We start from the raw sequence: 12,746 nt of genomic DNA, 5'->3' as shown, positions 1-12,746 counted from the left end.
ATCAGGGAATGGGGTTGCCTGGTGGAGGGTCGTTCGGGGGCGGGGACCAGCGCGCCAACAGTTCTTCGCATGATCCTCGGTCGGCGACTGCGGGAGAGACGGCAGAGCGCCGAAGTGTCGCTGGAGGACGCCGCCAGGGCCCTGCGGATGAAGTCGTTGACCGTCCGGCGCCTGGAAAAGGCAGAGGTCGCCCTCAAGCCGCTGTACGTGGAGAGGTTGCTCGAGGCCTACGGAGCCGACCGGCAGGAGATCGACGAGTTCGTCGCCCTGGCCGAGCGGGCCAACGAACCGGGTTGGTGGCATGACTACCGCGATGTGCTGCCCGGCTGGTTCTCCGCCTACGTCAGCCTGGAGACCAGCGCGAGGACTCTGCGTACCTATGAGCCGCACTACGTCACCGGGCTGCTGCAGACGTACGCCTACGCGCGCGCCGTCCTGCGCGGCGGTTTTCCCAATGACTCCGAGGAAGATCTGGAGCGGCGCATCCAGCTGCGGCTGCGCCGGCAGGATCTGTTGGAGAGCAAGGACGCCCCCACGCTGTGGGTGGTGATGGAGGAGGCCGTCCTGCACCGTGTTGTCGGCGGGGCAGAGGTGATGCGCGCGCAGATCGACCGGCTCCTCGAAGCCTCGGAGCTGGAACATATCAGCATCGACGTTGTTCCGTTCTCCGCAGGCGCCCACGTCGGCGCGTGCGCCCCCTTCACCTACTTCCGGTTCGCGGAGCCGGAGCTGCCCGACGTCGTCTACAGCGAGGTACTGACCGCCTCCATGTATCTGGACCAGCGCTCCGATGTCGCCGCCCATCTGGAAGCACACAACCGGATGTCGCTGCTGACCTCCTCCGCGGACAGCAGGGCGCTGTTGCAAAGCATGCGCAAGGAGTACTCATGACCGTAAGCCATGTCAGTGTCTACAACGGGATGCCGGCTTCCGACCTTGGTGAGCACGGCTGGGAGTGCCCGTGGAGCGGGCCCAACGGGGGTCAGTGCGTGGAGACGAAGCAACTCGCCGACGGCCGCATTGCGCTGCGCCAATCGACCGATCCCTCGGGGCCCGCGCTGATCTACACCACCGAGGAGATCAGCGCATTCCTCGAGGGAGTCAAGAAGGGTCTCGCCGATCACCTGACGGCCGGCTGAACCTCAGCGCGATCAGGAGAAGGCGCCGCCACGAGGTCGCCCCTCGCCTGCACACCACGCATCTACGGAAGGGAACAGCATGAGCAGCACGCCGGCGTCGCGGGACATCGACACCAGCAGGCCTCACTCCGCACGCATGTACGACTACTACCTCGGTGGCAAGGACCACTTCGAGGTGGACAAGCAGGCAGCCGAGAATGTCGCGGCCGTCTATCCCGGTATCTTTGTGTGCGCCCGTGAGAACCGGTCATTCATGCACCGGGCGACTCGAGTTCTCGCGCGAGAGTACGGCATCCGCCAGTGGCTGGACATCGGTACCGGCATCCCCACCGAGCCGAACCTGCACCAGGTGGCCCAGTCCGTCGTCCCCGACGCCCGGGTCGTCTACGCCGACAACGACCCTCTCGTACTGAAGTACGCCGAGCGCCTGATGCGTAGCACGTCCCAAGGCCGCACCGCATACATCGAGGCTGACGTCAAGGACCCTGCGGCTCTGCTGAACGCCCCCATCTTCGCAGAGGTGTTGAACCTCGACGAGCCGGTGGCCCTGTCCCTCAACGCCTTGATGCATTTCATCACCGACCAGCAGGACCCTTACGCGATTGTCAACCGTCTGCTCGACGCCCTGCCCTCGGGCAGCGCCCTGGCACTCAGCCACTGCACGCCCGACCTCGATCCGCCCACCTGGCAGAAGGTCACCGACATCTACACCAACGCGGGAACGCCTGTGCAGTTCCGCTCCCGCGCAGACGTCGCCCGCTTCTTCGACGGTCTGGAACTTCTCGACCCCGGCATCACGATGGGTCACCGCTGGCGTCCCGACCCGAACGAAGACTCCACCGCAGCTGAGTCGCCCACGGACGCCCAGGTCAGCCTGTGGACGGGGGTGGGCGTCAAGCCCTAGTACTCCAACTGCGAGCATCGCGAGAGTGACGTGCCGGTACCAACCCGGGCAGCGGCGGACTTCGTACTGATCCAGGCCTCACTCGTTCTGCGCGCTCGGGAAGCACGACTCGTTCGCCCAGCGGGAGCCGGCGACCTGCACCAACTCGGCGACGTCAACTTGTTGGCGTCCATATCCTTCGACGGGTGAGTCTGATCGACCGGGCACACCGCGACGAGGGCCGAGGAACCGCTACGGGCGCCGAGGCCGACGACCGATTGGTGGCCCCGTCGCTCCGCGCTGTCGAGCACGAGCTCAACCGGACGGCGTGACCGAGGACCACACGCCCATCCACTGTTCGGCGCCCCACTCCTCGAACCGTTGCACCTCGGTGAACCCCAGTTTCGCCGCGAGGCGCATCGAGCGGGCGTTGGCGGTCTGGGTGCACAGCACCACCGGCTCGCCGGGAAGCGCGTCGGCGTACCAGTCGAGTGCCGCTGCGCACGCCTCGGCGGCGTACCCGCGTCCCCACGCCTCCGGCAGGAACATGTAGCCGAGCTCGGCCTCCCCGGCATCCGGACGGACCTGGCTCCGACGCTCGGCGTCGCGCCGGTTGAGCTCGATGGTGCCGATCATCGCTCCGTCGAGATCGATCACGAAAAGGCCGGGACGCCGCCCGGGCACCTCAGGCAACGTGCGCTCGAGCTCGTCACGTGGTCGAGGGCCACCGAGGTAGGTGCCCACCCCTGGCGATGCGAACAGCTCGGTGAACGCCGCCCGGTCCCCGGCCTCGGACTCGCGGAGCACGAGCCGCTCGGTCCTGATCGGGGCAGGTGGCCAGGCGACGGGTCCAAGGTCAGTCATGGCGGGCAACGTATCGCACGCCAGCCGCTAGAAGCTTCGGCCGACCGACAGCGGCAGCAGCTTCCGACCCGTCGGCCCCAGCTGGATGTCGGTGTCCGTGCACAGCTCGAAACGGTGAGGACTCTGCTCCGCTGATCTTCCGAGGTCCAGGTGCAGGTGTAGGGGAACCACTCTTCAGCCGAATCCCAGCATGAGATCGAAGCAGTGGTTCTCCAGCATCAGGACCACGAAGTGGTCGATCCGCTCCAGACACCTCCCAGCAGGCACAGAACGGCCTCCCAAGTGCAGCGACGGGAAGCACGGGATATGTACGACCACTCCTCCGCCGTGATGAGTCCCCGGTATGCAGCCTAAAACAGGACATCACAGCCAGTCGCCCGGAACATTACGTAGAGTAGCGAAAGTGTTTGCGGATAGCCCAAGCCGCAAGCACAGCACCTGCCAACGGAGCCTGAATGGACGGTCGTTGGGCTCCCCCCGGGTGGGGGTACGGCTTCGGGTGCGCCGGTACTTCTGCGACCGCGGGAGTTGTTCGCGTCGGTCGTTCGTCGAGCAGGTGGAGGGCCTGTCCGAGTAGCGCCGCCGTTCCAGCGTCGGCTGAGGGGCCGGCTGCGGTCGAGCGCGGTGGAGCTGAGCGGCCGTCCAGCCGCACGGTTTGCCGGCGTCTGCGGACGGCCGCGGGCCGGCCCCGGCTGCTGAGGCTCCCATGCCGTCGGAGGTGGCGAATCGGGCTCCGGTCTTGGTGAGCAAGCCGATCAGCAGGATCTCCGTCGTGACGATCGAGAAGATTCCAAGCATCACCGAAACCACGGCCAGCCATCCGATCAATGGCGATCGGGTCCGCAGGCTGGCACCGCCAGCACGCTGCGTGGTGGCAGGGTCTGTCGAGGCCATGAATTCGTCCTGTGGAGGGCCTGTCGTTACGTGATCAGTTCAACAGGCTCCGCACCCATGAGACCGGCCGTTCGGCGACATCACCGTTGTGAGGCGACGGTGATGTCGCAGATTCGGCTAGTCGATCTCGCGGGTATCGGTGCTGGTCAGGAGCTTCCGGATGGGGCTCGTACGAAGGGATGCCCTGCCCAGAGGGCCGATGGAGGCCGCTCTCGACTGAGGCTGGTCGGGAGGGGCCGCAAGTGGAGGACCGGCCTGGTAGATGACGGGTGCCGGGACCGGCGCGGCCGGGTCGGCCAGGACGCCGGCAGTCTCGTCGTCGGTGAGGGTGACACGCGCGTCGAGCATCCCGCCGTAGTCGCCGACGCAAAATGGCCCAGAGGTCCGTCCGGGGCCGGGTCCAAGGCGGCTGGGGCTCAGGAATAGAGCAGCCGAGTCGTACGCCTCCGGCGTGTGTGGGCAGGCGATGGCGCCTTCGTGGCGCGAAGCTGAGAGCGTGAGCAAAAGAAGCGAGCATTCGGTGAGTGCTGAACAGATCTATGCAGCATTGGTCGCTCTCGGGGCTGAACCGGTGCCGGACCCGGAAGCGCGGCCCGAGGAACCGCGGCAAGGAGACCGTCTGCGGCTGCTGGGCCATCTGCTGGCCAAGACGGAGTCGGAGATCACCACCGCCACGCGTCTGACCGAGGAAGGAGAGATCGAGGACGTCCTCGACACGATGGTCGGCTGGACGGATCAGCTAGGCCCCGACCCCGGCCTCGCGGTCAACGTCCTGACGAACAGACTGCAGCGCACCGCCATGCAGGTCTCGGAAACCGAGGCAGAGGAAACACCTCCGGGCCAGGAGGCGTCCTTCGCCGCCGCGATGGCGGCGTTGTACACCCTCAGCGCCCAACTCCACGCCGACCGAGGTGATGTGGAGGGAACCCGTCGAGCTCTGAGCGGGGCGGAGGAAGCCCTCATCGACATCATCCAGGGCATGCATGACCTGCGCGTCGCCATCGGCGACGCGGCAGGCGAGGACGAGGAGTCAGAGGGCTGACTGCCGGCCCGGCGGAGCAGATACGCTCGCGGCGGCTGTACGCCCCGGTTGCAGCAGCACCCCCTCAACGGGCCTCCAGCAAAGCCAAAACCCCGGGCCGTGGAGACGAGCGCACGGAGCAGCCGGGCCTGGCGCTCCTTGCGTTCCAGGCCGGAGACAACGGTGATCGTGACTGCTGTCTCGGGCAACACGTGTGGCTGGTCATAGGGCCCTTCGCCGCTCAGGCACAGCGCGGGAGCGGCAACGCCTGTCCACGGCATCTGGTCCGGATCCCGGGCAGCGACAGCCACGTCGTGGCGTCGGCGGGCAGGGCGGCTTCCCACGCGGCGGCGTCCTCAAGCGGCAGATCGCCGATGCAGTCGCGTCCTGCCCGTCGCGCCAGCGCGGCTCTCTATCGACAACTTGCTATGGTGCGCAGGTTGCACCGCTGGGAGAGTTGTGGCAGCACACAAGGGAAAGGGTCCAGGCGACGATGCACGCGTCAGAGGTTCCGCGTGCGGTGGCCGCGGCCATGTCGACCGCCTCATCACTTGGCCTGACAGTCGACGACGCGATCATTCTCCATGACTCGAACAAGCTCACTCTGCGTCTGCTGCCTTGTGACGTCCTGGCCCGCGTGGCACCTGTAGCGCATCAGGTCGCACGGTTCGAAATCGAGCTTGCTCAGCGGCTCGCCGAATCCGGCTGCCCTGTGGCCGCTCTCGAGCCTCGAGTGGAGCCACGCGCCCATGAGCGTGATGGCTTCGTGGTCACGCTATGGACCTACTACGAACCCGTGACACCTCGAGAGGTCTCACCAGCCGACTACGCCAATGCGCTCGAGCGGCTGCATGCCGGCATGCGCAAGCTCGATGTCCCGGCGCCGCAATTCACCGACCGCGTCGAGCAGGCTGAACAACTCGTCGCGAACCGCGACCACACTCCGGCGCTCGCCGACGCGGACCGGGAGCTGCTCGGCGACACGTTACGCAGCCTGAGACGAGTGATCGGCGAGCGCGGCGGCGCCGAGCAGCTGCTGCACGGCGAACCGCACCCGGGCAACGTGCTCATCACGAAGAACGGTCTGCTGTTCATAGACCTTGAGACGTGTTGCCGTGGGCCCGTCGAGTTCGACCTCGCCCACGCGCCCGAAGCAGTCAGCGAGCACTATCCGGGTGTCGATCAGGACTTGCTGCGCGAGTGCCGGATCCTCGTGCTGGCGATGATCACAACCTGGCGCTGGGATCGAGGCGACCAACTCCCGAACGGGCGCCGGCTGGGCGCACAGTGGCTCAGCCAGATCCGAGCAGCCCTCGATCGCGAGGGCCTGGACACCCATGACTGATCGCGGAGCTTCGAGGTCGTAGCCGGCCGGCTGTTGGTGTCTACCATGATCCTGGCCTTGGCTGGTCGTGGAGCGAGATGCCAGTCGCACATGTCGACGGCTCGATCACCGATTCGGACTGCGTCGAGACAAGTCGAGCGTTGCCGGTCGAGGCACGTGCGAAACGTGCCACTACCGTCGCGCCACCCAGGTCGCGGTCTCGTCCACCACCGCAGGATCAACATGCCCCGGCCGTGCGTATGCGGCCGGAGTGGGTTGGCCGCTGCCGGGAAAGAAGAGGTGGTTGGCGTCCTCGTGGATCCGGATCTCCACTCCGGGCGGGTGCACCAGGGCACGCTGCCAGCCTGCAAGGTCGTCGGCGAAGGTCACTTGATAGTCCCGCCCGCTCTGAAGGACCTGAAGGATCAGCATCGGGCAAGCCACTGGCTGTCTTCAGGCATGCCTTTGATGCGCGCTCTGGGGTTCATAGCCCCGTCAGCTGTTGGTCGTGACGGTTCCGTAAGTCGGGTCTCGGGCAAGGTTTTGCCCCCGCCGGTATGGGCGCCAAGGACTCGACCGGCCGCACCGACGGCGGGGCGGCTCAGAACCGGGCCTCACGGCCGCGTCACCCCCGGTCGTCCCCCAAGCTGCCGTCGTCCGAGGAGCGATCGCGCTCCCCCAAGGCCGGAGCCAGCCGTGACGGCGACAGCGACGAGGACCCGAACGTGTCCCCCGGCCACACCGTCCTCGTCCCGAAGTGGTGGATGTCTGCGGGCGGGACGCCCTGTCACCCGACTTCCGCGCGGACGGCCGCTGGGTCCCTGCAATACCACCTCATGCCCGCGCGAGCACGGCCGGGCAGCGGAGCCAGAGCCCATGGCGCACCCCTCGACCCGCGACAGCCTCACCGCCGGACGCGAACACGCCCAACTGGTCGGCGCAGTTGGCCCCAGCACCGGCACCGGGACCGCGGACCGACCGGTCGGTCGTCCGAGCCCCGTAGTTCCCACCGAAGTTCATCCCGAACCTTCAAGGAAGGGACCGATGATTCCGCACCACGTGGTCGCTCTCGACCCGCACGGCGCCGATCGGAACGGCGAGAACGCCGAACTGCGTTCCCAGTGGCCCGTCACCCCAGTGGACGTCCTCGGCGTACGGGCCTGGTCGGTGACAAACCCCTGCCTGCTCCGGCAGTTGCTGACCGATCCGCGGGTGTCCGGGTCGGCTCGTAAGCACCGGCCCCTGTTCCCGGGCGAGATCGTGGGGAAGTGGCCGCCGGAGCGGTGGGTGAGCGTGTGGAACATGGTCACCGCTCACGGGGACGAGGACCGCCGGCTGCGCCGACTGGTCGCCCCGGCGTTCGACAGCCCTCGGATCGCCGCTCTGGCACCGCGCATCGAGCAGATCGTCCGCACACTGCTGGGCAGCCTGGCGTGCGTGCCGCCCGGTGCCGCCGTCGACATACGCGCGCAGTTCGCCCGCCCCTTGTCCATCGAGGTCATCGGCACCTCCATCGGACTGCCTCAGGCCGAGGCCGAGGGCTTCCGGCAGAGTGTCGACAACACCTTCGACACCGCGGGAACCCCGGCCGAGGCTGCGGCGAACGCCGAGCGGCTTCGCGCGCTGCTCGCGGAACTCGTCGCGGCCAAACGGGCCGCTCCGGGTGAGGACATCACGTCGTTCCTGATCGCCGCCCGCGACGAGGAGGGCGACGGTTCGAGCCTGACCGAGGAGGCACTCCTCGACATCCTCCTCCTGGTCATCGGCGCGGGATACGAGACCACCGTCGTCTGCCACTGCTGGAGATCGCCAACCGGGTCTCGGCGGCCGAATGCCGTCTCGCCCTCGGCCAGGCGCCGGACGCCATCGGCATCCTGGAACAAGCCCTCCTCGACAGCCGTCGGCTGCGCGCCTCCCGTCTGGAATCGGCGGCCGCGATGCTGCTTGCCCAAGCTCTCGCCCGCTACCGTCAGGCAAGGCCTTCCATACCGTCAGCTTCCCGGTCTGCTGCATGGCTTCGAAGCGCTTCGGTGGCCGCCCGGCCGAGCAGACACCGAACCTGCGGCACGCGGCCCGGGAACTGCGCGCCCCGCAGGCCCTCCCAGCACTGTGACACCCGGTCTGCGGGTCAGGTACACCTCTGACTTGCAGGTTCCTACGGTATGGCGACACGCAAACGTCCCCGTCACACGCCAGGAAGTGGTGCCCATGTGCTCAGCCGCATCGGAGTACCGGGACACTGGACTGTCCCCGGACGTGATCGGTGAACTCCTTCCCCTGCTGGTGCAACGAGGCTGCACCGTCGCACCAGGTATCCGGCTGCGCACTCTCACCGAGGTCATCGAGTACCTGGGCGCCGCCGGTCGGACGGGGATCATCGACGGAACGGAGATCCGCGTGCGCCGCCCGGCCGCAGACCGGAAGGACCGGGACAAGTTCGCCTCCGGCAAGACCAAGCGGCACGCCGTGGAATCCACGGTCCTCACGGACGCCGACGGGGCACGTGTGCCGACCGTTCGTGGAGATCCTCGGGGACGCCCGACCAGCAGGGCCTGGGGGCGGACCGGTGGCCGGGGGGCGACCCCGCCGCACCGCAAGTGCGAGGAGCAGCGGTCGAACCGCATGCCGATCACTTGTTTGGCTTATATCGTGAAATGAGGTTGTCAATCTTCCCAAAGCTGTCGAATCGGCTCACCGGGTCTGCGCCGCGTGTGGGCTGGAGCCGTGTGCGACCCGTCCCAAGGAGGACGCGATGACGGACGTGGCGAGCCGGCGGGACGTGGGTGAGCGGCCTGCGGCCCCGGAGCGGGTCATGACACTCACAGTGAACGGACGGCCGTACGCCCTCCGTATGGACACGCGGGTCACTCTGCTGGACGCCCTGCGTGACCGGCTGGGCCTGGTGGGTACGAAGAAGGGCTGTGACCAGGGTGCCTGCGGCGCATGCACCGTCCATCTGGACGGCCGGAGGGTGCTGGCCTGCCTGACCCTCGCGGCGCAGGCGGAGGGTCGGGCGATCACCACCATCGAGGGCATCGCCGACGCCGACGGTCCGCACCCGGTGCAGCAGGCGTTCATGGAACACGACGCGTTCCAGTGCGGCTTCTGTACGCCGGGGCAGATCATGTCCGCGGTGGCGCTCATGGCCGAAGGCCGGGCCGGCTCGGACCAGGAGATCCGGGAGTTCATGAGCGGAAATCTGTGCCGGTGCGGTGCCTATCCCAACATCGTGGCGGCGATCCGCGACGCGGCCTCCCGGGGAGGTCACGATGCGCGCCTTTGACTATGTCCGGGCCACCGACACCCGCGAGGCGGTGCGGCTGCTGGCGGAGGACCCGGCGGCGTCCTGTCTCGCGGGCGGGACGACACAGCTCGACCTGATGAAGGACGGGGTCCTGGAGCCGCCGCGGCTGATCGACATCACCCGGCTCCCGCTGCACGGCATCGAACGACGCGGCGAGTCCCTGCACGTGGGGGCCCTCGCCACCATGGAGGAACTGGCCGTCGACGCCACGGTGAGCGAGCGCCTGCCCATGGTGCGCGAGGCCCTCCTGCAGGGCGCGTCGGTGCAGCTGCGGAACATGGCCACCATCGGCGGCAACCTGCTGCAGCGCACCCGCTGCCGCTACTTCCGGGACCCCACGGTCGGCGCATGCAACAAACGCACGCCGGGTTCCGGCTGCTCCGCGGTGCAGGGGGCGGCACGTATGCACGCCGTGCTCGGCGCGAGCGAGCGGTGCATCGCGCTGCACGCGTCCGACCTGGCCGTCGCCCTGGTGGCGCTCGACGCGGTCGTGCACATCCAGGGGCTGTCGGAGGCCCGTACCGTGCCGCTGACGGAGTTCTACCTGACGGCCGACGACAGCCCCGAGCGCGAGAACGTCCTGGAGCACGCCGAGCTGATCACCGAGGTCGAGATCCCGCTCCCGCCGCCGGCCGCCCGGTCGGGCTACCTCAAGGTACGCGACCGGGCATCGTACGAGTTCGCCCTCACCTCGGCCGCGGTCCTGCTCGTCGTCGAGGACGGCACGATCCGCCAGGCCCGGATCGGCCTGGGCGGCGTGGGCACGAAACCCTGGCGGGCCTACGAGGCCGAGCACGTGCTGACCGGCGCCTCCGCCACAACCGCCACGTTCCACGACGCGGCCGAGGCGACCATGCACGACGCCTGGACCGTCCCCGGAACGGCGTTCAAGGTGCCGCTCGCCCGGCGCACCCTGGTGCGCGAGCTGCAGACCGTCTCAGGAGTGACCGCATGAGCACCGTCGAAAGCAGGCCACGCGTCGGCGCCGGCGTCAACCGGGTCGACGGCCCGCGCAAGGTCACCGGCACCGCCCCGTACCCGATGGACTTCAGCGTCCCCGGCCAGGCCTACGGTGCCCTGGTGCAGAGCACCGTCGCCGCGGGCCGGATCGTCCGCATGCACACCGACGCGGCCGAAGGTGCCCCCGGTGTGATCACCGTCCTCACCCACGAGAACGCCCCGAAAATCGGTACGGGTCCCACAACGGTCCTCGGGGCGTCGCCTCCCCCGCCGCTGCGCAACGACCGGATCGTCCACCACGGGCAGCACATCGCCTTCGTGGTGGCCGAGACCCCGGAGCAGGCCACCGCCGCGGCGCGGCTGGTACGGGCCGACTACGAGACCGCGGAGCCGCTTCTGGACCTCCATGACCCGCGGGCCGAACAGCTCCTCGACCCGTGGGGGATGGACACCTCGCGCGGCGACACCGCGGCAGCGCTGGAATCCGCCGAGGTGACCGTGCGGGCCACCTACACCACGGCGGACAACACCAACAACCCGCTCGGCCTGTTCGCCACCCTGGCCGCGTGGGAGGGCGACACCCTCACCGTCCACGACACCAGCCAGTGGCCGGCGATGGTGCGCACCACCCTCGCCACGGTCTTCGGTATCCCCGAGAGTTCGGTACGGGTCCTGGTGCCCTACGTCGGCGGAGGCTTCGGTGCCGGGCTGCGCGCGTGGCCGCACGTGGTCCTCACCGCCATGGCCGCCCGGATGATCAAGCGACCGGTCAAGCTGGTGCTGACCCGTCCGCAGATGTTCACCTCCATCGGACACCGGCCCAGCGGGGTGCAGTGGCTGAGTGTCGGCGCCACACGCGACGGCGAGCTGGTCGCCCTGGACCACCGCAGCCTCAGCTCCCTGAGCATGGAGGAAACGGACTACGAGCCGTTCGCGTCGGGAACCGCCTTCGCCTACCGGTGCCCCAACGTGATCACGCAGGACCGGCAGGCCCGCCTCAACATCGCAGTGCCGACGTCCATGCGCGCCCCGGCCGAGGCGCAGGGCAACTTCGCGCTGGAGTCCGCGCTCGACGAGCTGGCCTGCAAACTGCGCATGGACCCCCTGGAGCTGAGGCTGCGCAACCACACCGACGTCGACCCGCGCAACGGTCTGCCGTGGTCCGGCAAGGCGCTCCTGGAGTGCTACGAGATCGGCGCGCGACGCTTCGGCTGGTCCGACCGGAACCCCGAGCCGCGCTCCATGCGTGACGGCAACTGGCTCGTCGGCTACGGCATGGCGAGCGCGTGGTTCCCCTATTTCGCACAGCCCTGCGCGGCACAGGCCACCGTCAACAGGGACGGCAGCGCGCTGGTGCGCAGCGCGGCGACCGACATCGGCACCGGAACGTACACCGTCATGGCGCAACTGGCCGCCGAGGAACTGGGCCTGCCTCTCGTCCGGGTCCGCTTCGACCTGGGCGACTCCGACATGCCCAACTCGATGATGGCGGGCGGCTCAGGTCTCACCGGCGCGCTGGGCAACGCCGTGCACGACGCCTGCCGGCGGCTGGTGCGCACGTTCGCCGAACTCGCGTCCGGTGACACCGACTCACCCCTGCTGGGCTTCTCCCCGGACGACGTGGAGTGCACCGACGGGAGGGTCCACCCCGCGGGCCGCCCGGACCTCGGGGAGTCGTACGCCGACATCCTCGCCCGGCACGGGCTGTCCGAGCTCACGGCGAACGGGAACAGCACGCCGCCGGTCGACACCGAACTGGGCATGTCCCTCGCCGGCGCGTACGGCGCGAAGTTCGTGGAAGTCCGGGTCGACACGGACCTCGGCCTCATCCGGGTCGCGCGGGCGGTCTCCGTGATCGACGGTGGCCGCATCCTCAACGAGAAGACGGCGAGGAGCCAGATCATCGGCGGGACGGTCGGCGGCATCGGCATGGCCCTGTTCGAGGACACGGTCACCGACCCGCGCACCGGGCGCATCGCCAACGGCACGTTCGCCGACTACCTGATCGCGGTCAACGCCGATGTCCCGGAACTGGACGTGGTCTTCGTCGGCGAGCCCGATCACGGGACGGCCACCGGCACCAAAGGCGTCGGCGAGGTCGGCCTGGTCGGCATCGCGCCCGCGATCGCCAACGCCGTGCACCACGCCACCGGCAAGCGCATCCGCGAGCTGCCGATCACACTCGATGCCGTCCTTTGATCGGCCGTCGAACGGCGTTGTCGTGGCCCGGGGGCTGGTCGGCGTGACATGCGCTGCCACCAACTCTCTTTGTGTAGCGCCGTTTCGGGGGCTTTTCCTGCCTGCCGACCAAGGAGCCGACACCACGCTGCAGGCGCGCCGTCGCGCCCTCACCGACC

General features: G+C 68.6%; 11 protein-coding genes and 2 pseudogenes. 9 read left to right on the top strand and 4 right to left on the bottom strand.

Features of this window, described 5'->3' with window-relative positions; genetic code table 11:
• Positions 1–18 precede the first annotated feature (18 nt).
• From ACWGJ5_RS04040 to ACWGJ5_RS04030, 3 genes are all read left to right on the top strand, one after another.
• Positions 19–891: a helix-turn-helix domain-containing protein gene (locus ACWGJ5_RS04040; protein WP_453308284.1), complete on the top strand. Its 873-nt coding sequence runs from the start codon at positions 19–21 to the stop codon at positions 889–891.
• Positions 888–1,139, top strand: a complete 252-nt coding sequence (locus tag ACWGJ5_RS04035) for a DUF397 domain-containing protein (protein ID WP_453308194.1) — start codon at positions 888–890, stop codon at positions 1,137–1,139. Before ACWGJ5_RS04040 ends, ACWGJ5_RS04035 begins: the two co-directional genes overlap by 4 nt.
• A gap of 79 nt (positions 1,140–1,218) precedes the next feature.
• Positions 1,219–2,043 (top strand): SAM-dependent methyltransferase, encoded by an 825-nt coding sequence (locus tag ACWGJ5_RS04030; protein WP_453308193.1) that lies wholly within the window; start codon positions 1,219–1,221, stop codon positions 2,041–2,043.
• Here the strand turns inward: ACWGJ5_RS04030 and ACWGJ5_RS04025 are convergent.
• From ACWGJ5_RS04025 to ACWGJ5_RS04015, 3 genes and pseudogenes are all read right to left on the bottom strand, one after another.
• Positions 2,041–2,196: pseudogene (locus ACWGJ5_RS04025) on the bottom strand (IS701 family transposase); the annotation flags it as partial. The gene ACWGJ5_RS04030 and the pseudogene ACWGJ5_RS04025 overlap by 3 nt on opposite strands.
• A gap of 141 nt (positions 2,197–2,337) precedes the next feature.
• The gene (locus ACWGJ5_RS04020) at positions 2,338–2,886 is read right to left on the bottom strand and encodes a GNAT family N-acetyltransferase (protein ID WP_453308192.1); all 549 of its coding nucleotides are present in this window, start codon (positions 2,884–2,886) and stop codon (positions 2,338–2,340) included.
• Positions 2,887–3,591: 705 nt separating this feature from the next.
• Positions 3,592–3,780: pseudogene (locus tag ACWGJ5_RS04015) on the bottom strand (MFS transporter); the annotation flags it as partial.
• A gap of 451 nt (positions 3,781–4,231) precedes the next feature.
• Here ACWGJ5_RS04015 and ACWGJ5_RS04010 point away from each other — a divergent pair.
• Both ACWGJ5_RS04010 and ACWGJ5_RS04005 read left to right on the top strand, forming a co-directional pair.
• On the top strand, positions 4,232–4,822 hold the full coding sequence (locus ACWGJ5_RS04010; RefSeq protein ID WP_453308191.1) for a hypothetical protein: 591 nt from the start codon (positions 4,232–4,234) through the stop codon (positions 4,820–4,822).
• A gap of 472 nt (positions 4,823–5,294) precedes the next feature.
• Positions 5,295–6,146 (top strand): phosphotransferase enzyme family protein, encoded by an 852-nt coding sequence (locus tag ACWGJ5_RS04005; protein WP_453308190.1) that lies wholly within the window; start codon positions 5,295–5,297, stop codon positions 6,144–6,146.
• 171 nt (positions 6,147–6,317) lie between these two features.
• Here the strand turns inward: ACWGJ5_RS04005 and ACWGJ5_RS04000 are convergent, their stop codons facing one another.
• The gene (locus ACWGJ5_RS04000; protein WP_453308189.1) at positions 6,318–6,515 is read right to left on the bottom strand and encodes a hypothetical protein; all 198 of its coding nucleotides are present in this window, start codon (positions 6,513–6,515) and stop codon (positions 6,318–6,320) included.
• A 654-nt stretch (positions 6,516–7,169) separates the two neighbouring features.
• Between ACWGJ5_RS04000 and ACWGJ5_RS03995 the strand changes: the two genes are divergently transcribed.
• The 4 genes from ACWGJ5_RS03995 to ACWGJ5_RS03980 all read left to right on the top strand — a co-directional run bounded on the left by ACWGJ5_RS03995 (position 7,170) and on the right by ACWGJ5_RS03980 (position 12,588).
• Positions 7,170–8,783 carry a hypothetical protein gene (locus ACWGJ5_RS03995; protein WP_453308188.1) on the top strand — a complete coding sequence of 538 codons (1,614 nt, stop codon included), beginning with the start codon at positions 7,170–7,172 and terminating at the stop codon, positions 8,781–8,783.
• A gap of 94 nt (positions 8,784–8,877) precedes the next feature.
• Positions 8,878–9,408, top strand: a complete 531-nt coding sequence (locus ACWGJ5_RS03990; protein ID WP_453308187.1) for a (2Fe-2S)-binding protein — start codon at positions 8,878–8,880, stop codon at positions 9,406–9,408.
• Positions 9,395–10,384, top strand: coding sequence for an FAD binding domain-containing protein (locus ACWGJ5_RS03985; RefSeq protein ID WP_453308186.1), 990 nt, complete (start codon positions 9,395–9,397; stop codon positions 10,382–10,384). The genes ACWGJ5_RS03990 and ACWGJ5_RS03985 overlap by 14 nt, the downstream gene beginning before the upstream one ends.
• Positions 10,381–12,588, top strand: a complete 2,208-nt coding sequence (locus ACWGJ5_RS03980; protein WP_453308185.1) for a xanthine dehydrogenase family protein molybdopterin-binding subunit — start codon at positions 10,381–10,383, stop codon at positions 12,586–12,588. The genes ACWGJ5_RS03985 and ACWGJ5_RS03980 overlap by 4 nt, the downstream gene beginning before the upstream one ends.
• The last annotated feature ends 158 nt before the right edge of the window (positions 12,589–12,746 follow it).

Source organism: Streptomyces sp. NPDC054783, from assembly GCF_053611725.1.
Note: the sequence above shows the minus strand (reverse complement) of the source record. Positions and strands in the feature narration are given on the sequence as shown.

Coding starts and splice junctions, on each gene's coding strand:
- ACWGJ5_RS04035 (WP_453308194.1), top strand. CDS start 888: ATGACCGTAAGCCATGTCAGTGTCTACAACGGGATGCCGGCTTCCGAC.
- ACWGJ5_RS04030 (WP_453308193.1), top strand. CDS start 1,219: ATGAGCAGCACGCCGGCGTCGCGGGACATCGACACCAGCAGGCCTCAC.
- ACWGJ5_RS04020 (WP_453308192.1), bottom strand. CDS start 2,886: ATGACTGACCTTGGACCCGTCGCCTGGCCACCTGCCCCGATCAGGACC.
- ACWGJ5_RS04005 (WP_453308190.1), top strand. CDS start 5,295: ATGCACGCGTCAGAGGTTCCGCGTGCGGTGGCCGCGGCCATGTCGACC.
- ACWGJ5_RS03995 (WP_453308188.1), top strand. CDS start 7,170: ATGATTCCGCACCACGTGGTCGCTCTCGACCCGCACGGCGCCGATCGG.
- ACWGJ5_RS03990 (WP_453308187.1), top strand. CDS start 8,878: ATGACGGACGTGGCGAGCCGGCGGGACGTGGGTGAGCGGCCTGCGGCC.
- ACWGJ5_RS03985 (WP_453308186.1), top strand. CDS start 9,395: ATGCGCGCCTTTGACTATGTCCGGGCCACCGACACCCGCGAGGCGGTG.
- ACWGJ5_RS03980 (WP_453308185.1), top strand. CDS start 10,381: ATGAGCACCGTCGAAAGCAGGCCACGCGTCGGCGCCGGCGTCAACCGG.